This is a genomic window from Pseudomonas sp. OVF7 (assembly GCF_030644265.1).
Classification (GTDB): domain Bacteria; phylum Pseudomonadota; class Gammaproteobacteria; order Pseudomonadales; family Pseudomonadaceae; genus Aquipseudomonas; species Aquipseudomonas gorinensis.
The window spans coordinates 5,972,268-5,995,242 of sequence record NZ_CP128996.1 but is presented as its reverse complement, the minus strand read 5'-3'; the positions used below and the strand labels follow the sequence as shown (position 1 = coordinate 5,995,242).

Here is a 22,975-nt window from a genome sequence, read left to right as displayed (position 1 = left end):
GCTCACCTCTTGCTCTTGATGGCAGTGCCGAGCACTTGCAGGTACGAAACCAGTGCATCCATCTCGGTCTTGCCCTTGAGGCTGGCCACGGCGCCACTGATGTCGTCGTCGGTGTAGGGCACGCCGAGGGTGCGCATCACTTTCAACTTGGTCTCGGTGTGGCTGCTGTCGACAGCGGCGGTCACCAGCCATGGGTAGGCCGGCATTTTCGACTCGGGCACGACGTTGCGCGGGTTGTACAAATGCGCGCGGTGCCAGTCGTCCGAGTAGCGCGCGCCGACGCGGGCCAGGTCCGGCCCGGTGCGCTTGGAGCCCCACAGGAACGGGTGGTCCCACACGCTTTCACCGGCGACCGAGTAGTGGCCGTAGCGTTCGGTCTCGGCGCGGAATGGGCGGATCATTTGCGAGTGGCACTGTACGCAGCCTTCGCGGATGTAGATGTCGCGACCTTCCAGTTGCAGCGCGGTATAGGGCTTCATGCCTTCCACCGGTTTGTTGGTGACGTCCTGGAAGAACAGCGGGACGATCTGGGTCAGGCCGCCGATACTCACGGCCAGTACCATGAGCAGCATCAGCAGGCCGACGTTCTTTTCAATCGTTTCGTGTTTCATCATCGACTCCTCAGGCCATCTGCGCCGCAGCGGCGACTTCGGCAGGTTGTGCCGAACGCACGGTGCGCCAAGTGTTGTAAGCCATCAGGAACATGCCGCTGAGGAAGATGGCGCCGCCGACCAACCGCACGATGAAGCCTGGGTGGCTGGCCACCAGGGTTTCGACGAAGGAGTAGGTCAAGGTGCCGTCTTCGTTGACCGCACGCCACATCAGGCCCTGGGCGATGCCGTTGACCCACATCGAGGCGATGTAGAGCACGGTGCCGATGGTGGCCAGCCAGAAGTGCGCGTTGATCAGGCCGAGGCTGTACATCTGCTCGCGACCGAAGATTTTCGGGATCATGTGGTACAGCGCGCCGATGGAGATCATCGCTACCCAGCCGAGGGCGCCGGCGTGTACGTGGCCAATGGTCCAGTCGGTGTAGTGGGAGAGGGCGTTGACCGTCTTGATCGCCATCATCGGACCTTCGAAGGTCGACATGCCGTAGAACGCCAGCGAAACCACGAGGAAGCGCAGGATCGGGTCGCTGCGCAGCTTATGCCAGGCGCCCGACAGGGTCATCATGCCGTTGATCATGCCGCCCCAGCTTGGCGCCAGCAGGACCAGCGACATCACCATGCCCAACGACTGTGCCCAGTCCGGCAGCGCGGTGTAGTGCAGGTGGTGAGGACCGGCCCAGATGTACAGGGTGATCAGTGCCCAGAAGTGCACGATCGACAGGCGATAGGAATACACCGGACGCTCGGCTTGCTTGGGTACGAAGTAATACATCATCCCCAGGAAGCCAGCGGTCAGGAAGAAGCCTACCGCGTTATGCCCATACCACCACTGCACCATGGCATCCGTCGCACCGCCGTACAGCGAGTAGGACTTGGTCAGGCTGACCGGGATTTCCAGGTTGTTGACGATATGCAGGATCGCGACGGTGATGATGAACGCACCGAAGAACCAGTTGCCGACGTAGATGTGCTTGGTGTTGCGCTTGGCCACGGTGCCGAAGAACACAATGGCGTAGGCCACCCAGACAATGGTGATCAGGATGTCGATCGGCCATTCCAGCTCAGCGTATTCCTTGGAGCTGGTGTAGCCCAGCGGCAAGGAGATCGCGGCGAGCAGGATCACCAGTTGCCAGCCCCAGAAGCAGAACGCTGCGATTTTCGGCGCGAACAGCTGGGTCTGGCAGGTGCGCTGCACGGAGTAGAAGGAACTGGCGAACAACGCGCAGCCACCGAAGGCAAAGATCACCGCGTTGGTGTGCAACGGGCGCAAGCGGCCGAAGCTGGTCCAGGGTAAGTCGAAGTTGAGCGCAGGCCATACCAATTGGGCGGCGAGAAAAACCCCGAGCCCCATGCCGACGATGCCCCACACCACCGTCATAATGGCGAATTGGCGGACCACCTTGTAGTTATAGGCGGTACTTAATGTAGTGTTCATGGTTCCCCATCCACGGTTCAACCCAAGCGAATGCGGCACTTGGGCTGGAGTTATAGGCAGACTGAATAGCGAGGCAAGCATGAGCAAAGAGCACAAGGCCAGTATTGACGGGGATCAATGGGCGCAGTGTGTGCGGGAACACGGCTGGTTGTGGGACGCCGCGGCAAAGGGAGATCGGCGTGAGCCTGTCACCCTGATTCTGGCCCACGGCGCCGGCGCACCGATGGACTCGACGTTCATGACCGACATGGCTGCACGCCTTGCCCTGCATGGGGTGAACGTGTTGCGCTTCGAGTTTCCCTATATGGCCCAGCGGCGCGTAGAGGGCGGCAAACGCCCGCCGAACCCGGCCGCCAAACTGTTGCAGGCATGGCGTGAGGTGCATGCCGAGGTGCGACGCCATGTCGCTGGAACACTGGCCATCGGTGGCAAGTCCATGGGCGGGCGCATGGCCAGTCTGGTGGCCGATGAACTGGGCGTCGATGGGTTGGTATGCCTGGGGTATCCGTTCTATGCGGTGGGCAAGCCGGAGAAGCCCCGGGTCGAGCATCTGGCCGGGCTGCAGACGCCGACGTTGATCGTGCAGGGCGAGCGCGATGCCTTGGGTAATCGAGTGGCGGTAGAAGGCTATGATTTGTCGCCGAGCATCGAGGTAATGTGGCTGGTGGCGGGGGACCATGACTTGAAGCCGTTGAAGGCTTCGGGGTTCAGTCATGAGCAGCATCTGGAGGCTGCGGCGGTGCAGGTTGCCCGGTTTCTCGGAGCCCTCTAGGGCCCTATCGGGGGCAAGCCCCCTCCCACACTCGACTGCGTTCCAAGGGGTGTACGCGGTAAATGTGGGAGGGGGCTTGCCCCCGATAGCGGTCTAGCGGTTAAACCGCTCGACCAGCGAGTACTGGGTATTGGCGGTATGCGTCAATTCCTCACTCAACTGCGCCGAGTTCAACGCCTGTTCCGAAGTCTGGTCCGCCAACAGCGCAATGGTGCTGATGTTGCGGCTGATCTCTTCGGCTACCGAGCTTTGCTCTTCGGTGGCGGCCGCAATCTGGGTGGTCATGTCGGTGATGTTGGCCACTGCTTCGCTGATGCCGACCAACGCCTGATCCGCTTCCATCACCCGCGCCACCCCTTCTTCGGCCTGGCGATGCCCGGCGTCCATGGTTTGCACGGCGGCGGCAGCGGTTTGTTGCAGCTTGGCGATCAAGGCATGGATCTGCCCGGTCGACTCGGCGGTGCGCTGGGCCAGTTGACGGACCTCGTCGGCCACGACTGCGAAGCCACGGCCCATCTCCCCGGCACGCGCGGCTTCGATTGCCGCGTTCAGCGCCAGCAAGTTGGTCTGATCGGCGATGCCTTTGATCACATCGACGACACCGCCGATTTCATCGCTGTCCTTGGCCAGTTGGGTAACGGTCACCCCGGTTTCGCCCACGGCCAGCGACAGACGCTGAATGGCCTCGCGGGTTTCCCCGGCGATATCGCGGCCACGACCGGTCAGGCGATTGGCTTCCTGGGTCGCATCCGCCGTGCGCTGCACATGGCTGGCAACTTCCTGGGTGGTCGCCGCCATCTGGTTGACCGCGGTGGCCACCTGTTCGGTTTCCACGCGCTGGCGTTCCAGGCCGCTGGAGCTGTTATGCGCCAGGGTGTTGGACTGCGCCGCCTGGTCGTTGAGGTGTTCAGCCGTGTCCTGCAGACGCGTGAGGCAGGTTTTCAGGCGGGCTTCCTGGCTGAGGATCGACATTTCCAGTCGCGCCTGGGCGCCACGGCTGTCGGTGTACATCTGCGCGATCAGCGGGTCTGAGGTGGTCTGCTCGGCCAGGCGCAGCAGGCGCTTGAGGCCACGCTGTTGCCAACTCAGGCCCAGCAGGCCCAAGGGCACCGACAGCCCCGCCGCCAGGGCAAAGCCCCAGTGGGAATTCAGCGACGCACCGATCATGAAGCTCAACTGGCTGATCAGGATAAACGGCAGCCAGTCCTGCAACACCGGCAGCCATTTGTCCCGCTGGGGAACGGCAGACTTGCCCTGGTTGATGCGTTGATAGAGCGCTTCGGCCCGGCGGATCTGCTCGGCGGTGGGCTTGATGCGCACCGACTCGTAGCCGACCACCTGGTTGCCGTCGAAAACCGGCGTCACATAGGCGTTAACCCAGTAGTGATCACCGGTCTTGCAGCGATTCTTGACAATGCCCATCCATGGCAAGCCTTGTTTGAGCGTTGACCACATGTGCCCGAATACGGCCGCCGGAACGTCCGGGTGACGAACCAGGTTGTGCGGGGCACGCACCAGTTCATCGCGGGAGAACCCACTGATTTCGACGAAAGCGTCGTTGCAGTAGGTGATCACGCCCTTGGCATCTGTGGTGGAGATCAACCGTTGCTGAGCGGGGAAGGTACGTTCGCGCTGGGTAACGGGTTGGTTATTACGCATGATTGTTCAATCCGCAAGGCTTTCAGGGAGTATCGGCAGGAGCGGGCGCTTATTTAACTTATTTTTGCAACAATCCGCAGGAACGCCTTGCCTCCGGTAGACATCAGCCAGCCAGCATCGGATAAGTAAACAACCCGAAGTGAAGCAGGTTCAGCCCAAAGTGCGTGGCAATCGCCGCACCCAGCCCACCAAAGCGATAAGCCAGGCCGTAACCCACACCGGCAATGCTTGCCAGCAACACCCATTGCCAGCCCGCGCCCAGGTGCACCAGCCCGAACAGCAGCGAGGCCAGCAGCAGTGCCAGGTTCTCGCCGTAGGGCAGGTGCTTGAAGCGCTGTTGCAGGCCGCCCTGAATGTAGCCGCGAAACAACGCCTCTTCCACCAAGGTCACCAACAACAGGTTATTCAATACCCACAACCACGCCTGCACCGGCCATTTCGGCGCCCAACTGATGACGCCCAGCAAGGCTGCGCCGCCGAGGGCGGCAATCGCGGTCAGGGCCAAGGCCAGGGCCGTGACGCAGATCGACAGGCGCAAGGAGCGTCGCGCCACCACCCACGGGCAGGCCAGTAACAGCCAGAAGCCGATCAGCGGTTTGTCCTGGTTCAGGTACATCGAGAAGGGCACCGCGTCGGGGGTAAAGCGTTGCGGCTCGATGGCGCGCCCGTTGTAGAAGCCCGGTAGCCAGTGCATCGCCAGGCTCAGGGCCAGCACAATGAACAAACCATGGCCGATGTAGCGTGCCCAAGGCGTGCGCTGCTGGCGCACGGCATAACCGGCAATCAGCAGCAGGGCGACGGACACCAGCGCCAGCACGCCCAGTTGCCCATAGGCCAAGGCCAGCACATAGCCGATGGAAAGAAGCGCCAGGTACAGCCAGGGCAATGCGAGCATGGGGAGTCCTTGGAAAAAACTGGACGGCATTATAGCGATCGTCCCCTGCGGGCCACATGAAAACTGTGCCACGCAAGGGCGTTGGTGAAGTGATTGCAAAACGTATCAACGGCTGGTTATAGTCAGGCCTTCTTCATCCCTCCATACAAGATCAGCCCATGCCAGCTCTCCAGCGCATAGCGGTAGTCGATTCAGCGGTCAACGCTGTGGTCGTACCGTGCGGGAACAAGCAGCCTGCGCAGATCAGTCACTACCCCCCACCTGTCAGTCGCACGCCGGTGTACGCAGTCGTATCACCGCCGGGTGTTGGCATTTCGGGCTGATCAGCGACTCGCTGTCCCCGTCTGCACGCCTGAAAAAACTCCAGAACTTCAGCCTTTGCTGAGTCGGCTTTTTTTGCCTGATTACAGGTGGTAACCATGTCTGTTCTTTCGAAACAATCCGTGGCCGCGGCGGCCTCGACGAGCCTGTTTGTCCTGCTGTGGAGCAGCGGGGCGATCTTCTCCAAGCTGGGCCTGGCCCATGCGTCGCCCTTCGCCTTCTTACTGATCCGTTTTGCCATCGCCCTGCTCGGTCTGGTGATCCTCGTACCGATGCTCAAGCTGCAACTGCCGCGCCCCGGCAAACCGCTGTGGTATGCAGCGGCGACCGGCCTGGTGTTGTTGGGGGCCTACCAGATTTTCTATCTGCTGGCCCTGGACCTCAACGTCACCCCCGGCGTGATGGCGACCCTCATGGGCGTGCAGCCGATCCTGACCGTGGCGCTGACGGAGCGCCAGCGTTCCGGGCGCCGCCTGTTTGGCCTTGGCCTCGGGTTGGCGGGGTTGATCATGGTGGTGTACCAGGGTATCGGGCTGGCGGGGATGTCCCTGGCCGGGATGCTCTTCGGCCTGCTGGCCCTGGCGAGCATGACCTTCGGCTCAATCATGCAAAAACGCATTACCGACAACCCTTTGGGCACGCTGCCGGTGCAGTACCTGGCCGGGCTGCTGTTGTGCGCGGTATTCGTGCCGTTCCAGCCGTTCCACTTCGAACAGAATGCCGGCTTTTACCTGCCGGTATTGTGGATGGGGCTGGTGGTGTCGGTGCTGGCGACGTTGCTGCTGTACCGCCTGATCGCGCGGGGCAACCTGGTCAATGTCACCAGCCTGTTCTACCTGGTGCCGGCGGTGACGGCGGTGATGGATTACCTGATCTTCGGCAATCGGCTGGCGTTGTTGAGCCTGCTGGGGATGGGGTTGATCATCGTTGGGTTGGTGTTTGTGTTCCGTAAAGGCTAGGTGATGGCACTGCCCTCCTTCGTGGCTGCCAACGGAGGAGGGCGGGCTGCGCAAAGGGTTATTGCTGAGAGAGAGCGGTTGCAAGGGTGTCCGCCATACGTTTCACATATTCGCGTAGTTCAGGCACGGCTGTCGCCTCCCAGTCACGGGCTTGGAGGAGAGGGCCAACATAATACAACCATCGTGATTCCACTCCATTGTGATCCACCAGTGCTCCGGAGGGCGCGATCTCCATGCCTATTCCGAGTGCATCGGGTTTCAACTGGCCCCTAGTTCGCAGCGACGCAAGCAATGGGTCGTCCAGTTGTCGAATATCGAATGCTGGAGTCGTGCAATTGATCACGGCCTTAACCTCAATAGTGTCCTCGTTCTTTGCGCCACGGCGCCGCAGATGAACGGTGACACTTTCTGATCCGGACTCGTAGCCTGTCACGCGTCCGGCGAAGAGCTTGAGCTTGCCACGTTGAATCTCAGCCAGCATGCGGGCGCCTGACTGCGGGGCGCAGCGGTGACGATGGGTGTCCCAGTATGGGCGAACGTGACGAAGGAAGCGCTGACGTTCAACAATGGGCAGTGCGTGCCACAACTGTGCTGTTGCTGATCGTAGCCCGCCAATCACGTCTCTCCAGTCATCTCCCTTGCAGGTCTGCAGCTTTATCGCATTGCGAACTGCCCTGACATAATGACGAGTTGTGCAGTTCGTGAGCATTTGCTGGGTAAGTTGCCCATCATAGTGGGGGTGTGAGTTCAATATTCGATGGGGTTGAGGAGCGAGGCCGCGACGAGAAATCACATAAATCATCCCCTGATGCCCGCGGTCGCGTAGGTCAAGTACTACGTCCAGCATGGTCAGTCCGCTGCCAATAAGCAGTACGGCAGCATTGGCGTCAATACTAGCTAAGGCGTCGGGTTGCCATGGATCGTGCAGATACCGAGGGTCTTCGTAAAATAATCTGTGTGCCGCTGCACTTGATGGTTGTTGACGAGCGCAACTGCCGGTGCTCAGGACGATATGGTCAGCGTAAAGAGAGTCACCGTTTTTCATCAGCAGGTGAGCCCTATGGCGTTCGGTGTCATATGAAACTTCCACGACCTCGCCTGTGACATTGCGTAGCTCGCTTCCTGGAGCTGCATTCTTCGACGCATCGTTCAATAAGGTTTCAAGGTAGTCGCCATAGAGTTGCCTCTGAACAAAAGACCCTGGGGTGACCTCGGGAGCATAGCGCTTGGCGAACTCATAAAAGCCGTCGCTCTCATCGTTGGTCAGGGCATTCATCCTGCCTGCCGGTACGTTCAGTACGTGTGATGAGGTACGCGTACCATAAGCGACGCCACGAGCCATGGCGCCGGGCGGGCTGATCAGCAAGATTCTAACGGGGGCGGCCAATGAGCTGCGCAATAAATGAACAGCTAACGTGGAGCCGCAGAAACCTGCGCCAATGATTGCGATGGTTTTGATCTTCATCCTTGCTCCTGCTTGGATAGGGCGTTTCATTCCATTTTGACAATCAGTCGCAGTCAAATTTGGTGGCGTGTGCGTTGAGTAAGGCGCAAATCAAGAAGCCGGAAAACGGGCCTCATATTGGAGTGGATTTGGATGTTACTCCAATGCCTGATTGGGTGCTTTCAGGATTGTTGATGTGAGTCGCTTGGTCCCAAGGACTGATGGCAATTAAGTATTACTGCTATTCGTGCATCGAATAAGTAATACAGGTTTAAGTAATGTTTTCCTCTATAAAAATAATGAACTTTCTTATAAGGCGAAATTCAGGGGTGCAGTATTTGTTGCTTTGCGTTATGTCAATCTCATGACTGTGTCAAAAAAATCGCTTGGTAGTGGCTTGTCGCCGCCGAGATTCAAGATTTTTCCCTGCAGTTATTAGGAAATTTCAGCTTTCTTTGTAGGCTTTAGCGTCAGTGCGGCCGCGCGCTTGGCTTCAAGGCATGCGCTCTCTGTTACGAAACTGATCATTGGTCACTGAGTTGGATTGTACCCACGGAAAATAGCTGTAATACTTATTGCTTTATAAGGGCGTATATCCCCTGTTCCCTACAGGGTGTTCAGTTCTTCGCGATGGGATATTAGTGTCTATTCTTACAGTGTGTAGTCCTTCTCGCCTGCAATCGCGTGATCCTCGCGGAGCAAGAGTTGTGGTGTTGATGTGCACCTACAACGGCGAGTCATTTCTGGCTGAGCAGCTCGACTCGTTTGAGCGGCAGACTCATTCCAATTGGTCCCTGGTGGTGTCTGATGATGGGTCCATGGACGGCACTCTTGCGGTTTTGGAGGGGTATCGTAATCGTTGGGAGCAGGACCGACTGCTGATGCTGGAGGGACCAAAAAAAGGGTTCGCCGCCAATTTTCTCTCGCTGACGTCTCGAGCAGATATTGATGCCGACTTTTTTGCATGGTCGGACCAGGACGATATTTGGAATGATGACAAGTTAGAAGTGGCTCTGGCTTGGCTGCAGACAGTACCCGCTCATAGGCCTGCGCTTTATTGTGGTCGCACCCAATTAATTGGTGAAACTGGCGTTCATCTTGGGTACTCGCCCCATTTTAGACTCTCGCCAGGTTTTAGTAATGCGTTGGTTCAAAGCATCGCAGGGGGCAATACGATGGTCTTCAACCGGGCTGCCCGCACGCTGCTGTGCGAAGCCGGCCCTGAGCTGCAGGTACCTGCTCACGACTGGTGGTTATATCAACTGATCTCCGGTGTGGGGGGGGTTATTCACTACGATCCCGAACCCAAAATGAAATATCGGCAACATGCGGAGAACGTGGTTGGCAGTAATTCCGGCTGGCTTGCCAGGCTGATTCGCTTGCGGATGGTGTTTCAGGGACGTTTTCACGAATGGAATGAACAAAATATACAGGCGCTGGATGCCATGCATCATCGGCTGTCCCCCGATAGCCAGGTGACGCTTACTCACTTCAAGTGGGCGCGCGAGCAAAAAGTTCTTCGCAGGATTTCGGGAATCTGGCTGGCAGGGCTGTACCGGCAAACTCTGCTGGGGAATTTAGGTCTCGTGCTTGCTACCGTCATGAAAAAGATCTGAATCTGTGTGTGTTCAGGGGCATTGGGTTTGTTGGGGCGCGGAGGGGATCATTCATACCTTCACCAGCGCACCACCGCATTTCGCTTCGCGGGCACAGTGCGTCCCTCAGGCATAATTATGAATATTCAGGATCTACAGCAGCTCATTTAAGTCAGTAAAAGGGCCTTTTGGTCTGACTTTTGTCAAAATATCAACAAAATAGAGTTTTTGATAATGTATCCAGTTGACGCGAATGAAAATGTGGTAATCGTGCTGGGTATGCATCGTAGTGGCACCAGCGCCATTGCCGCAGGCCTTGAGCAGTTGGGGCTGGTGATGGGGAGTTCCTTATTTAAAGGCGACGAATGGAATCCCAAGGGCTATTTCGAAGAGCGCGAGATTGTCCAATTCAACGATAGATTGCTTGCCTTGTACGACTGCCGATGGGACTCGCCGTTGCCTCCACTGCTTGAGCGCGATCATCGGTGGGACGCCTGTATTGACGAAGCGATGAGTTTGGTTCGAGTCCTGTTTGACGAAGTACCTGCGTGGGGATTCAAGGATCCGAGAATGTGCCAGCTGGCACCTTTTTGGGGGCAGGTTTTCTCACAATTGGGTATCAAGCCACGGTTGATGATAGTGGTGCGTGATCCAGCTGAGGTTGTGCATTCGCTGGCCCGGCGCGATGGTATTTCCTCGGATCGTGCAGCGTGGCTATGGATGACGCATCTTCTCGGAGCTATGGAATATCTTGATGTTGCCGATGACATCAGATTTTTCGCGTTTGACCATATGCTTAGCCAGCCAGCCACATTTTTATCCGATGTTGCGGGTTGGCTGAATTTAAAACCTGCGTCCGAAACGATTGCTCACTTCGCGCGGGACTTCATCGCTCCAGCACTCTCGCATGGTGCGGGCACCAGGCAAGCGGCTCTTCCGTCGCTTGTGTTGCAAGCCTATGAAAGCGTACGGAGTGCGATCGAGAGAGGACTCACGCCGCGCGCTTTACGCGAGAGTTTCGAGTGGCAGGGCATAATCAGCGAATATCGGCGTGATATCATTCCGACACTGACTTCAGTTCAAAGATTTTTCCAGAATGATCGCCAACTTTCGGTCATGGAGTTGCGTATCAGCGCGTTGAGCAAGGGGTTGGCGTCTGCCGAGAAATTGGCACTCGATCGTCTGGAGGAGATGCAAAAACTCGACACTCAACTTATAGAGACCAGCGATGCTCTGGCTCGCGCCGAGCAAATTGTGCTGCGTCAGCAGGAAGAGCTAAAGCTTAGGGGGGATGCGCGTTCTCGTCCTAACGAATTCGAGTCCCTGGCAGTTGAGCGTTTGAAGCAAGTGCAAAAGCTTGATGGCCAATTGAGTCAGATGAGTGCTGAGCTCGCGCACGCTGAGCAAATCGTATTGGAGCAGCAGGGCGTTCTCATGTCTCAAAACGAGGAGTACGCTCGATTCCGGGAAACTGAGTTGGCTCGATTTCGTGAGATTGAGTTGTTAGCGATTGAGCGTCTGGAGCACATGCAAAAATTGGATGCTCAACTAATTGAGACGAGTGCCGCGCTCGCGCTCGCCGAGCGGGTCGTGAGTGAGCAACAGGATGCATTCAAACGAAAGGATGAGCTGCTGGCACTTTTTGAGGAAACTCAGTTGCTTGCAATTGAGCGCCTGGCACAGATGCAAAAGCTTGATGCTCAGCTCCTTCTGACCAGCGACGCTTTGGCTTATGCCGAAAAGATCGTGATGGAACAGCAGGAAGCGTTAGCGCACGCAAATTTTCAGGCGTCAAGTTCTGATGAGGCCCCAGTGCCTGCCTCGGAGTCTCTGCAAGATGCGCCAAAGCTGGATTTGAAGGTCTAACCGGTGACTTTGGCGAATGTCAAAGAATTTTTGTGATGGTAACTCGATATTGGAACAGATACACATGGATGTAGTGGGTTCTGACGTGCCGCGTCTCAATCAAGCAGAAGTACGGTCAACGACCTTGATCTGCCAAATAGATCATTTCGTTCGTCATCCCCATGGTCTGTTCGGCTTCGGATGGGCGCTGGATCATGAACATAAGATCGTTCAGTCGCACCTGAATATGCTCTTCGCTGATGGGCGGGTCGAGCGTGTTGCCGTGTCGCTGGGCAGGGTGCGCGAAGATGTTGCGTCGGCGTTTCCGGATAATGACCAAGCGGGAAATTCGGGCTTCATGGTTATCGCTGGCTGGGGAGGTGAGCCTCCGGAAAAAGTCGAGTTGGTTTTCGAGATGCAGGATGCAGTGACAGGTCGCCACGAACTCGCTCTGTCTGCGCTCGACACAGCATCCGGAGCAGAAGTGGCAGAGAGCATATATCTCGCCAAGCGCGCCTGGGCTTACTTACGCCGGGGAAACATCAGGACGCTGATCAAAAAGTTCCTCCGGTATCGTGGGCGAAATCCAACGTTAATGAGCCAGGACGAAGTCGCTCTCGCAGCACGTCTGAAGAATCGGCCTTGCCGCTTGTTGATTGATCATTCAATGGGTGGAGGGGCCAATCTCTTTCGCGAGCGTGTGGCGTCTGCCTGGAGTGCAGCCGACGATACCGTGATATTGCTTAGCTTCCGCGTGTCGTCCATGCAGACGTTTGTCGAAGTACGCGACCACAACGGGTCCTATTCGTGCAAGCTGTCGAACTTGAACAGCTTGGTTGAACTGTTGGTGCGTGCAGATCTAAGAGAGGTCTTTTTCAACTGTGCGGTCTCTTTCCCCCAGCCGCAAAATCTTAGAGAGTTTATGCTGGTCTTGAAGCAGCGAACCAAGGCTAGCCTGGTCGTGGCGATACATGAGTATTTTCTTGTCTGCCCGTCGCACTTCCTACTGGACGATAAGGGGCAGTACTGCGGCATACCTTCGATAACACGCTGTCATTCTTGTTTGAATAACCATCCCGATGGATTTGTGTCCCTCGCTGGTGAGCGGTCAATTGTACGTTGGCGCGAAATGTGGGGGGAGTTGCTGAGGTGCGCGGATGAAGTTCGTTGCTTTTCAACGTCGTCTCTTGCCCTGCTTGAGCGGGCTTATCCCGGCATGGGAGCCAGGGCTAAACTGTGTCCTCACTATGTGAAGCCGCTTCGCGAAGTCAGCCTTCCGAAAAAGCCGCAAAAATATCTGACGATTGGGGTGATAGGTTCCATTTCCCATCATAAAGGAGCGGGCGTCCTGGAAAGTCTGGCTGAGGCAATTTGTCAGACGGACGCGCCAGTTCGAATCGTGGTTATTGGAAATCTGGATGCACCTTGTCCTGCGCCGGTGGTGAAGGAAACGGGGCCTTACGCACAGGATGATTTACCCAAAATTGTTGAAAAATATGGGATCAGTATTGCGTTTTTGCCATCAATTTGCCCTGAAACATTTTCCTTTGTCGCCCACGAAATCCTATCGATGAAGTTGCCATTGATCTGTCTGGACTTGGGCGCTCAAGCTGATTTAGTGCGGAGTCTGGATACCGGTTACATCGCAAAGCGACAGGATGGCCCGGGTTTGCTTGAAGATATCCTGGCTTTTGATCGCTTTCTTCACCCTTTAAGTCTTAAGGTTATTTCTTGAAAAAAATACATGTCTATACCAGCGCGGCCTGTAATTACATTCCAAAAGTCCGGGCTTTGGTCGAATCGATTAAAAAATACCATCCTGACTGGGTCGTGCACTTGGCGTTGTCGGATGAAGTACCCGCCGGTCTGGACCTTTCTGCAGAGCCGTTTGATGAAATTCATCCTATCAGCAGCCTCGACATACCGGATGTGAACGGCTGGGCGTTTTGTCACACCATCGTTGAGTTATCGACGGCCATCAAGCCGTTCCTCCTGGCTCGTCTGCTTGATCGTAAAGATTGCTCCGGTGTCATCTACCTTGACCCGGACACCGTATTGTTTTCACCTTTGAATGATGTACTGGAGGCCCTCCAGCATTCAAATATTGCGCTGACGCCTCACCAGGTCACCCCAGAGCCGACATTAGCCGCCATCATGGATAACGAGATCTCCAGCCTGAAGCACGGCATTTACAACCTGGGTTTCCTCGCCGTTGCGCCTACGGAAACAGGCAAGCAGTTTGCTCAGTGGTGGTCGGACCGTCTCTATTATTTCTGTCGCGCTGAAATTCACAATGGATTGTTCACCGATCAACGTTGGATCGATCTGGTACCAGCATTTTTCGAGGGCGTGTGCATCCTTCGAACGTCGCGTCTAAACGTAGCTCCATGGAACATTACTACTCGGCAGATTACTGGTGAGTTGCCAGATAGCGTGATGGTGGACGGCCAGCCTCTTGGCTTCTATCACTTCACTGGTTTTGACAGCGGTGCGCATCGGACCATGGCTTGGAAAAACGCTGCGAACCAACCGACTGCACACGCGCTGATCAAATGGTACGCGGATACGATTGCTGATTTGGGCAAGGACCCTTTAAGCCAAGTACCTTGGGCATTTTCACGTTTTGCCGACGGCACTGTCATTCCCAAGGCCGCACGACTCATTTATCGCGAGCGATTGGATCTGCAACAAGCCTTTCCTGATCCTTTTGCAACTGAAGGTGGTGGTTACCTGGCCTGGTGGGAATCCCAGGGGCGCGTGGAGTTTCCGGCCCTTTTTGATTCTGAATCTTCGGCAGCGGAAATACTTCGGGTGACGTCTGCTTTGACGCCAGGTTATCAGGCGGGTGGCGTTCCGATGGTCTTCAGTTCTAGCCGTGTTCGCGCACATTTGGGACAGGTACTGGACGACCCACGTCACGGTGTATTGTTGGCCAAGCGCGCATGGGAAGTTCTTCGTACGGAAGGTGTTCCCGGTGTTATGAAGCGCATCTCCCGATGATTTTTATCGCTGAACAGGACTTGTTGAAATGTCAGTAATGGATGTTAAACAACAGCGACCGGGTATACTTCAAAGCAAGACTTTGCATGCGTTGCTTGCTATTAATTCGAGCAGTGTCAGCCGGCTCATTATTTTGCTCACCTTCGTACTTGCATGTGCAGCGATTGCGATGCATGCGCCTGGGCAGATGTCGATGGACACGAGCATACAGCTCTACGAGGCCCATATAGGCCGATCTGTGAGTTGGGGCCCCCCCTTCATGTCGGCGCTGCTCAGGTGGCTAGGTGGGGGAGAGCTATCTGCTGCGATGTTCGTAATGATCAATTCAATACTTTTGTATGGAGCCTTTGCAGTTGTTGTATTAACGATGTTGCAGATGCGCGCCGCTCAGGGACTTCGTGATGTTCCAACGTGGCGAGTGCTCGCTGCGTTCCTCCTGATAATGAATCCCATCGTTTTCATTTATTCAGGCATTGTATGGAAAGACGTACTCTTCGCATCGTTATTAACAGCTTCTAGCGCATGCGCTATTGCCGCAACGGTGGGCTCACCTTTGCGTCGGTATTGGTGTATTGGCTTGTCGATAATTTTTCTAAGCGCCGGATATCAGACTCGCCAGCAAGGGGTGTTCATGGCGCCCGTCCTGTTGCTATCGCTGATTGTTGCTCTTTATTCCTTCAAATCGACTAAAAAAATCCTAGGTGCTTCGCTGATCATTGTTTTGTTCGCAAGTGCTGTCTTGGGAATTCAGCATCAGGCCAACTCGACCGTGACGGGAGCTGGGGATCGCGCCAGTTCTGTGGGGTTTCGCAGCATCATTCAGTTTGACCTTGCGGGTATCATCAGCAATTCAAAGTTACCCCCTAACCAACTTGCTAACCCTGTGACTCAAGAGCAGCTTGCTGCCATCAAGTCTGTTTACGATCCAAGTAGAATTGACTTTCTTGATCTGAACCCAGTTGTTCGTGCTTGGTTCGCCGCCATACCAAGCGAAACGCTTCGGCATGAGTGGTGGGAGATGGTGAAGCAGAACCCGAGTGCTTATATGGAGCACCGTTTTACAACCTATGCGACATTGCTGGGGCTGCGAGGGCTTAATGGCACGCTGCCCGTCTTTGTTGGTGTGGAAGGTAATCCAGAGTATCTGGCTGCATCGGGAGTCAGGCAGGGAACTACCCCAAGGGCTCAAAGAATATATGATATGGCCGTGTCTTTTTTCAGTTGGCCAATTTACCGTCATGTTTTTTGGATGGCGGCGCTTATAGTGATTGTTGCCATCGGTGCACGCAGAATCTCCCCAGGGCCTGTTAAAACCATAGGTGGAGTTATTGCTCTGGCGACACTCCTGATGTATGGCTCTTTCCTACCGACCAGCATCGCTTCGGATTTTCGATATTTATTTGCAACGATACCATTAGTGATGGTGTTGGGCTTGATTCTTCTGTTCGGTGTCGAAAAGAAGAGTGACACGGAGTGTGGTGAAAAAGAGTGGCAGGTTTCACCCGTCTGTGCTGCTGAATCAGCATAAGATGAAGAGTAAGCCGGGTTTCTAAGGATCACATTACATCATGGCAGTTCTCCTAGTGGTTCCTTCTTTTCGGTGGCGCCACTGGGTGTTTTAGAGGGCTTTTGGTGAATTTAGAGATGGTGATGCCTCGACTGCTTATCTATTTTATATTTGGAAGCGGTATAGGTCGGACTTGAGGAGAACGGATATCAATATTTATATTCAACTGGGTACGCTGGAAAATACAGAGGGCAGGCGATGAATCCGCATGCCCCTCAACCGTTATCCATGTGGGCTCTGTTACGTAGTTTGTGGTTGAATCGCCAGTTGATTGGTCGAATGACGAGGCGCGAAGTAGTTGGTCGCTATAAGGGATCGTTTCTTGGTCTGGGTTGGTCCTTTCTCAACCCGTTACTGATGCTTGCGGTATATACCTTTGTTTTTTCTGTAGTATTCCGTTCTCGCTGGGGAATAGCTGAGAACGGGGTAGAAGAAAGTAAGGCCATGTTCGCCGTTGTGCTATTCATCGGTATGATCGTATATGGCCTGTTTGCGGAGATTCTTAATCGAGCTCCCAGCCTGATTGTAGGGAACGTCAACTATGTAAAAAAAGTAGTTTTCCCTCTCGAAATTTTGCCTGTCGTGGCTGCAGGTGCGGCGCTATTTCACGCGCTGGTCAGCCTGACCGTTTGGCTATTGGCATACACCCTGCTCATCGGTGTTCCTCATTGGCATGTGTTGTTTCTTCCTTTGGTGCTTTTTCCGTTATTACTCCTTGCGCTGGGGTTGGCGTGGTTTCTCGCATCCCTAGGTGTTTTTCTGCGAGATGTAGGGCAAACCGTGACTATTATCACCACCATGATGATGTTTTTAGCACCGGTCTTTTTTCCCGTTAAAAATTTGCCGCTAGAGTTTCAACCACTTATCATGGCTAATCCTTTGACGTTTATAATCGAACAAGCTCGCGATATATTGATTTGGGGTGTAATGCCCGATTTTGTCGGATTGTTTTATTATTCTCTTATTGCATTGGTCGTATTTTGGGGAGGGTTTTTCTGGTTCCAGAAGATGCGAAAAGGGTTTTCCGATGTGCTCTGATTTTGCAATAAGGGTAAGCGCCGTCAGTAAATGTTTCCATGTTTACGACACGCCGCGCGATCGCTTCTTTCAGATGTTTAATGGTCGGCGTAAACAATATTTCAGAGAATTTTGGGCACTACGCGAAATATCTTTTGCTGTAAGGAAAGGCGAGACCGTTGGTATTGTCGGGCGCAATGGCAGTGGAAAATCTACTTTGTTGCAGATTATTTGCGGGACGCTAGCGCCCTCCTCGGGAGATGTTTATACGTCTGGACGGGTGGCCGCACTGCTTGAGTTGGGATCAGGGTTTAATCCGGATTTCAGTGGGCGTGAAAACGTATATATGAATGCAGCGGTACTTGGACTGTCTCGAGAAGAAACAGATTCCCGGTTTTCCGATATCGAGGCGTTCGCAGAAATAGGTAGCTTTATTGATCAACCCGTCAAAAATTATTCCAGCGGTATGATGGTACGTCTGGCTTTTGCTGTAGCGATTCATGTGGATCCGCAAATTCTTATTATCGACGAAGCGTTGTCGGTGGGGGATGAGCTATTCCAGCGTAAGTGTTTTGCACGCATTGAAGCGATTAAAGCCAATGGTGCAACAATTCTTTTTGTATCTCACTCAGGGAGCGCAATTGTAGAGCTGTGTGATCGTGCCATTCTTTTGGACGGTGGCGATAAGCTCACGGAAGGCGCCCCCAAAAATGTCATCGGAAAATATCAAAAATTACTTTATGCTCCTGCCGAGAAGGCTAAGGATATCCGCGCAGCGGTTAGTGCGGAGGGTGATGTAACTTTGTCGACACTGAATTCAATTGTAGAGTCGGTTCAGCATACTTCCTCGAAGAATGCTATTGATGAAATTTTCGAGTTCTACGATCCACATTTGAAAACCCAAAGTGAACTATCCTATGAACCCCAAGGCGCAACCATTCAATTCCCCCAGATTGTCAATCTTGCCGGCGAATCTGTTAATTGTTTGATACGCGGGCGGACATACCGTTACACCTATAAAGTCAACTTCACGCTTGCTGCCATGAGTGTCCGCTTTGGTATGATGATTAAAACTCTGACTGGCGTCGAATTGGGCGGGGCCGCTACCGCCATGAGCCCTTTAGATACGATCAGTTATGTGGCCCCCGGCACTATAATTCAGGTTGAGTTTGCCTTTGAGTGCAATCTAAATCCAGGTACATACTTTTTGAATGCAGGAGTACTGGGGGCAGTTGGCGAGGAAGAAACATACCTTCATCGGCTGTTGGATGCATGCTTATTCCGCGTACTACCGATGACTGAACAGTTGGCAACAGGAGTTGTAGATTTTAAGTGTGTGCCCGATGTTTTAATATTCAGCGGTGAAAACATTTAACACTCGAATAACCAACCTTCAATGGACTCTGTGTAATGAATAATAATCTGGTATTTCAAATTTCTAGCGTAAGTGCTAACGCCAGGGCCTCTATGAAAGGGCAAAAACCATTTGTGTTGTGGTTGACCGGGCTTAGCGGCGCGGGGAAAACCACTGTTGCTAATGCGATTGAAGTTGCTCTGGTTGAGCGAGGTCGACACACCTACCTGATTGACGGCGACAATGTTCGCATGGGCTTGTGTCGAGACTTGGGTTTCAGTGACGCTGATCGTGAGGAAAATATTAGGCGCGTTGCAGAAGTGTCGCGTTTGTTCGTTGATGCAGGTCTTATTGTGATCACCTCGTTTATCTCGCCATTCGAGCGAGACCGAGCGCTTGCTCGCGACGTCATCGGCGCTGAGACATTCATAGAGGTCTTTATTGATGCGCCGCTTTCTGAATGCGAGCGCCGAGATCCTAAGGGGTTGTATGTCAAAGCTCGTAAGGGATTGATCAAAAAATTTACGGGTATAGACTCCATCTACGAAGCCCCGCAGGCACCAGATATTCATCTCAATACATTGGAGGACGATGTATTGACAGTGGTTTCGAACGTTATGGACTATCTGGACGAGCGCACGTTGGTATAGGTATTACGATAACCGCTTCAGGCCTTCACGGTAACCATAATACCAAGCATGATAATGGCAACGCCAATGAAGTATTGTGGTTGAAAGCGCTCTCCAAAGACAAAGTGACTTCCTAAGGGGACCAGTACAAAGGCAAGGGCCATCAATGGGTATGCTTTACCTAGCTCGATTTTTTGCAGTACCCATATCCAGGCTATCGTAGTGATTCCGTATAATGCAAAAGCTGAAAATAAAGTGATCAGTGTTTTGGTATCAAACCAACTGTCACTTTCATGCAAAGAAACAGCGCTCAGCTTAAATAGAATTTGCCCGGTGGCAATACCAAGAACACAAGCAAACGCTATCAGATAGGTCATGAGCGGGGGGCCTTTTTAGTCAGTATGTGTTTCTTGCGTAATACATGGAAAGCTTGACGCGGTGAAGAAGCAATATCATGGCCAAGAAATGCCAGTAAAAGTTGGATGCCGATAATGACCGGTAGTGCTGACAGCATGACAGTGCCTGCTGGGGTTGGCATATTTGCATGCAGAGAGTCAATCCAGTGGCTAATCCCAAAAGTTGATCCTGCCGTCAATAATATTAGCCCGAGCGGTAGCTCTATCGACGCTAAAGACATGCCTCGAAGATAGTAATTATAGAAGATGCGTTTTCCAAAGTTTCGGATGTGTTTAATTAAAAATTCGCCAATTACCTTGGACACTTTAAGGTTGCTGACTTCGTCTTCATACTTGGCATCCATAGGGATATCAATCACAACAGCATTCAATGTGTTAAGACGAAAAAGCATGTCGGTTTCAAAGAAATAGCGTTGGCTTATTTTGTTAAGAGGAAGGTGCTTGGCTATTTCACTGTGTATGGCTGTATAACCATTGGTTGGATCGAACAACTCCCAGTATCCAGAAGAAAGCTTTGTCATGAACGAAAGTACAGCGTTTCCGAAAAGCCGAATTTTTGGCATTTCGGATATTTTTTCTAAATTGAAAAAGCGATTACCTTTAGTGTAATCAGCATTCCCTGCGATGATGGGCGATACAAAGTCGCTGATGAGGCTCGGGTCCATCTGCCCATCGCCATCAATTTTGACGATGATATCCATTCCATCCGCGATGGCGGCCCTGTACCCCGTCATTACCGCTCCGCCAACGCCCAGATTGACCGGATTGCGCAACACGATTACGCGTTCGTCGACGCAATGTTCAACGACGAAGTCAGCTGAGCCCTCTGGGCAGCAGTCGTCAACGACGTAGATTTTAAAAACTTCCGGCCCGATCTGCCGAATAACTTCTAATATGTGGTTCCTCACCTTATAGCAGGGGATCAGAACCGCTATTTTCGTCGCTTGATCAGACACGTGAGTGCTCCATCTCTCATGCAAAAAATTTGAGTGAGACTAGCATATTCATTTGTAATGAAGAACAGTTGAGTGGCATTAATTCATTAGCGCCTCGTCGATAATGCCTTTCGACCGAAGAGGATAATATTGGTTCGTTTTAAATTGACGGCGTGTAGATATTCTTGGCTTGTGAGCTTGATCACCTGGAAATGATGCTTCTTGCCAGAGTTTCCTGTGGTTGATGGTGGTAGATTTTTGGACGACTGATCAGTAGAGGTCTTAGTCTAGGCGCTGGAGGGGCGTGGCCTTTGTTAGGGGGCGGATTGGCTGTCGTGTACTGACGGGATGGTGAGTCCGGGGTGAGCCTTGCAGGTTTTTTGGGGCATTGCCATTATTTGGTAGTTGATCACCATCGTCTTTGTCATTGAGGATCGCAGTGAAATCATTGGATTAAATAAGCAAAAAACTGATGGTTTGCGACGATATTAATTCTAAATTAGTGAATAAGCAGTTGCGCAGTTTTCGGGCCTTTATTTGGACTGTTGATTCAAGGTTGATGTATCAACAGTCTAAATAAACAGAATTTTTGAAAGATGGAAAGCTCAAGGTCCTGCTCTCTCTAGAAGAGTTTTTTTCTTGGGAGGGAGCACGGTTTTTGTGAGTGAGACTAACCCAGGCGTGATAATTTTTTATGTAACTGCTCTATAGCACTACACATTGTTGGCCAATCGAGAAAGCCGCGTTTTTCGTAATAAAGAGGTTGTTGATGTGGAGGCTGTGTTAGTCGATGCCGATTCACACCTTGCAGCGATTGGACGCCATAATAAAAATAATGGCCACCTACAAATGGGAATAAACCTAACCAGCTACGCCATTGTGATGGATAAGAAAGACAAAGTCTTATGTAGAAAAAACGAGCTCGCCAGGTGATCGACTGCTGCTCAATGGGGCCATTTTCTGGAAGTGGTGATAGCACACGGAAAAGCGGACCTGAACAATTCCGAGCGTTGTAGAGCGGGTATTGCCAGACGGTCGCTGAATGTGTTCGGACTGCTAATAACTCAACTACAATGGCGTGGAGCAGATCGTGGTCAGGGTGACCGCCTTCCCAGGCTGGCACAAAACAGGCATGAAGAGTTGGATGGTCATTAAGGAAGCAATCAAGCCAGTCTACAAATACGTCAATATGGCGATGCAGCTGACCGTCTATAATTGACAATTGTCGGCCGATAAAAACAATATCGTCCGTGGCAACTCCCAACTTCTGTAGAACGGTTCGTGACTCATGGTCTCGACGATCAGGGTCAGCAGTGGCGGAGCCATCGGTTACGTAAATACAGCGAACCCATCGGCCAGCCGCTAACGCTTGCTCAATCTGGTGGAATAAGCCGAACTCGTCATCTTGATGAGGCATAAAAAATATAGAAGCTAACTTCATGCGGGGGGCTCTCGAAATTAAGGTATATCAATGGTGTCGAGATTGAGTCGTGTGATTTTTTTCAAAAAAGCATCGTTCTTTTCTACATCTTCGGTAAGATATTTGTAACCAAAACTTCTCGGCTCGAAAAAGAAGCCGGGTATCTTAATAAAAAAATAACCGGGTCGATAAGCCGATAACGTTATTACCAGCCCCAAATTAGACGAGTACAATCCATCTGTGCCGAGAAGGTTGAAAAATAATGGCTTTTTTCTTGTGAACCATCCACCTGTTGGTCTTATCGCTTTCCATAAACCATCGTCTTTGATTTCGTCTCTAAAGAAACGCCAAAAAAACGGCACACCTATATACAGGTGAAGATTTCCTTTCAGTGTCCACCCCAAACCTTTTTCGCGTATTTTCCTTATGTTTTTATTGGGGTAGCCGCACACGACAGCTATATCGTCTTCGGCAAATGATTTATACAAACGCTTTCCAAGAATAATCGAAGAACCCTTTTGAGTCCCGTCGGACATGGTGTCCGTAGAAAGGAAAACTGCGGAGTCTCCATGGCTTAATTTTAAGCCACAGTACGCGGCCACCATAGTGCCATTTTTAATAGAGCAACAGATTCTTGATTCATTCAGCAGGTATTTTTGAAACACGAGAGTCGCGTTTTTCTCGGAGCTCCCGAAACATCTTCGGAATAAACGAGTCCATTGTTCGATGAATTCACTGCTATAGTCGCTGCGCTTGGCTATATGAATGCCATCATCCAATAAGTTGCTCATTATTAAGTTTCGCTCCCTGTGAAAGCTGTAGATTTTATTGCGCATACCTGATCAAGCTAGAAGCTTTTTTTTGCGCGTCAGCATCCTGGCCAATTAGGCGGGTGGTCGGCCGGGAAATTGTAAATGGTTGGGCAGAAACCTACAAATAGTTTGATCAAATTCAGTTTTCTTCTTTCCCAATGCTCAGAGTTGATCGGTGGGCTATTTGCATTCTGCTAAACCTACCAACCGTTTTAATTCTACCCTCTTGGCGAAGAGCAGGCAGCGCTCCACGGGAAAATTCGTCCTCGGTGTCCGTCATTTTAGGGCC

The 22,975-nt window shown here is 52.8% G+C and carries 19 protein-coding genes; 10 read left to right on the top strand and 9 right to left on the bottom strand.

The window, feature by feature from the left end:
• Window positions 1–2 precede the first annotated feature (2 nt).
• Entirely contained in the window at window positions 3–611 is a 609-nt protein-coding gene (gene ccoO, locus QU606_RS27190; protein ID WP_017735321.1) for a cytochrome-c oxidase, cbb3-type subunit II, read from the bottom strand.
• Window positions 612–621: 10 nt separating this feature from the next.
• Window positions 622–2,046, bottom strand: a complete 1,425-nt coding sequence (gene ccoN, locus QU606_RS27185; protein WP_024076824.1) for a cytochrome-c oxidase, cbb3-type subunit I — start codon at window positions 2,044–2,046, stop codon at window positions 622–624.
• A 79-nt stretch (window positions 2,047–2,125) separates the two neighbouring features.
• On the opposite strand from ccoN, the gene QU606_RS27180 reads away from it, so the two are divergent.
• A complete protein-coding gene (locus tag QU606_RS27180) occupies window positions 2,126–2,818 on the top strand; it encodes an alpha/beta family hydrolase (RefSeq protein ID WP_304997837.1) in 693 nt (230 codons plus the stop codon).
• 93 nt (window positions 2,819–2,911) lie between these two features.
• Here QU606_RS27180 and QU606_RS27175 read toward each other — a convergent pair whose 3' ends face one another.
• Window positions 2,912–4,477, bottom strand: a complete 1,566-nt coding sequence (locus tag QU606_RS27175) for a PAS domain-containing methyl-accepting chemotaxis protein (RefSeq protein ID WP_024076822.1) — start codon at window positions 4,475–4,477, stop codon at window positions 2,912–2,914.
• A 103-nt stretch (window positions 4,478–4,580) separates the two neighbouring features.
• Window positions 4,581–5,372 carry a CPBP family intramembrane glutamic endopeptidase gene (locus QU606_RS27170; protein ID WP_069076784.1) on the bottom strand — a complete coding sequence of 264 codons (792 nt, stop codon included), beginning with the start codon at window positions 5,370–5,372 and terminating at the stop codon, window positions 4,581–4,583.
• Window positions 5,373–5,791: 419 nt separating this feature from the next.
• On the opposite strand from QU606_RS27170, the gene QU606_RS27165 reads away from it, so the two are divergent.
• Window positions 5,792–6,652 (top strand): DMT family transporter, encoded by an 861-nt coding sequence (locus QU606_RS27165; RefSeq protein ID WP_304997836.1) that lies wholly within the window; start codon window positions 5,792–5,794, stop codon window positions 6,650–6,652.
• Between the two features lie 58 nt (window positions 6,653–6,710).
• Here the strand turns inward: QU606_RS27165 and QU606_RS27160 are convergent, their stop codons facing one another.
• Entirely contained in the window at window positions 6,711–8,117 is a 1,407-nt protein-coding gene (locus QU606_RS27160; protein WP_069076785.1) for an FAD/NAD(P)-binding protein, read from the bottom strand.
• Window positions 8,118–8,770: 653 nt separating this feature from the next.
• Here QU606_RS27160 and QU606_RS27155 point away from each other — a divergent pair.
• From QU606_RS27155 to cysC, 8 genes are all read left to right on the top strand, one after another.
• Entirely contained in the window at window positions 8,771–9,712 is a 942-nt protein-coding gene (locus QU606_RS27155; RefSeq protein ID WP_257785229.1) for a glycosyltransferase family 2 protein, read from the top strand.
• A 213-nt stretch (window positions 9,713–9,925) separates the two neighbouring features.
• Window positions 9,926–11,557, top strand: coding sequence for a hypothetical protein (locus tag QU606_RS27150; protein WP_069076787.1), 1,632 nt, complete (start codon window positions 9,926–9,928; stop codon window positions 11,555–11,557).
• Window positions 11,558–11,621: 64 nt separating this feature from the next.
• Window positions 11,622–13,271 (top strand): glycosyltransferase, encoded by a 1,650-nt coding sequence (locus tag QU606_RS27145; protein ID WP_172831356.1) that lies wholly within the window; start codon window positions 11,622–11,624, stop codon window positions 13,269–13,271.
• Complete coding sequence (locus tag QU606_RS27140) at window positions 13,268–14,536, top strand: glycosyl transferase (protein WP_069076788.1); 1,269 nt, start codon at window positions 13,268–13,270, stop codon at window positions 14,534–14,536. Before QU606_RS27145 ends, QU606_RS27140 begins: the two co-directional genes overlap by 4 nt.
• A gap of 28 nt (window positions 14,537–14,564) precedes the next feature.
• Complete coding sequence (locus QU606_RS27135) at window positions 14,565–16,064, top strand: hypothetical protein (protein WP_193689647.1); 1,500 nt, start codon at window positions 14,565–14,567, stop codon at window positions 16,062–16,064.
• A 237-nt stretch (window positions 16,065–16,301) separates the two neighbouring features.
• Window positions 16,302–17,141: an ABC transporter permease gene (locus tag QU606_RS27130; protein WP_304997835.1), complete on the top strand. Its 840-nt coding sequence runs from the start codon at window positions 16,302–16,304 to the stop codon at window positions 17,139–17,141.
• Complete coding sequence (locus QU606_RS27125; RefSeq protein WP_304997834.1) at window positions 17,131–18,495, top strand: ABC transporter ATP-binding protein; 1,365 nt, start codon at window positions 17,131–17,133, stop codon at window positions 18,493–18,495. The genes QU606_RS27130 and QU606_RS27125 overlap by 11 nt, the downstream gene beginning before the upstream one ends.
• A 35-nt stretch (window positions 18,496–18,530) precedes the next feature.
• On the top strand, window positions 18,531–19,124 hold the full coding sequence (cysC, locus tag QU606_RS27120; protein WP_069076792.1) for an adenylyl-sulfate kinase: 594 nt from the start codon (window positions 18,531–18,533) through the stop codon (window positions 19,122–19,124).
• A gap of 17 nt (window positions 19,125–19,141) precedes the next feature.
• Here cysC and QU606_RS27115 read toward each other — a convergent pair whose 3' ends face one another.
• The 4 genes from QU606_RS27115 to QU606_RS27100 all read right to left on the bottom strand — a co-directional run bounded on the left by QU606_RS27115 (window position 19,142) and on the right by QU606_RS27100 (window position 22,665).
• Window positions 19,142–19,480: an EamA family transporter gene (locus tag QU606_RS27115; protein ID WP_069076793.1), complete on the bottom strand. Its 339-nt coding sequence runs from the start codon at window positions 19,478–19,480 to the stop codon at window positions 19,142–19,144.
• A complete protein-coding gene (locus QU606_RS27110; RefSeq protein WP_069076794.1) occupies window positions 19,477–20,475 on the bottom strand; it encodes a glycosyltransferase family 2 protein in 999 nt (332 codons plus the stop codon). The genes QU606_RS27115 and QU606_RS27110 overlap by 4 nt, the downstream gene beginning before the upstream one ends.
• 649 nt (window positions 20,476–21,124) lie before the next feature.
• Window positions 21,125–21,895 carry a PIG-L deacetylase family protein gene (locus QU606_RS27105; protein ID WP_081329235.1) on the bottom strand — a complete coding sequence of 257 codons (771 nt, stop codon included), beginning with the start codon at window positions 21,893–21,895 and terminating at the stop codon, window positions 21,125–21,127.
• Between the two features lie 17 nt (window positions 21,896–21,912).
• A complete protein-coding gene (locus QU606_RS27100; protein WP_069077444.1) occupies window positions 21,913–22,665 on the bottom strand; it encodes a hypothetical protein in 753 nt (250 codons plus the stop codon).
• Window positions 22,666–22,975: the final 310 nt, after the last annotated feature.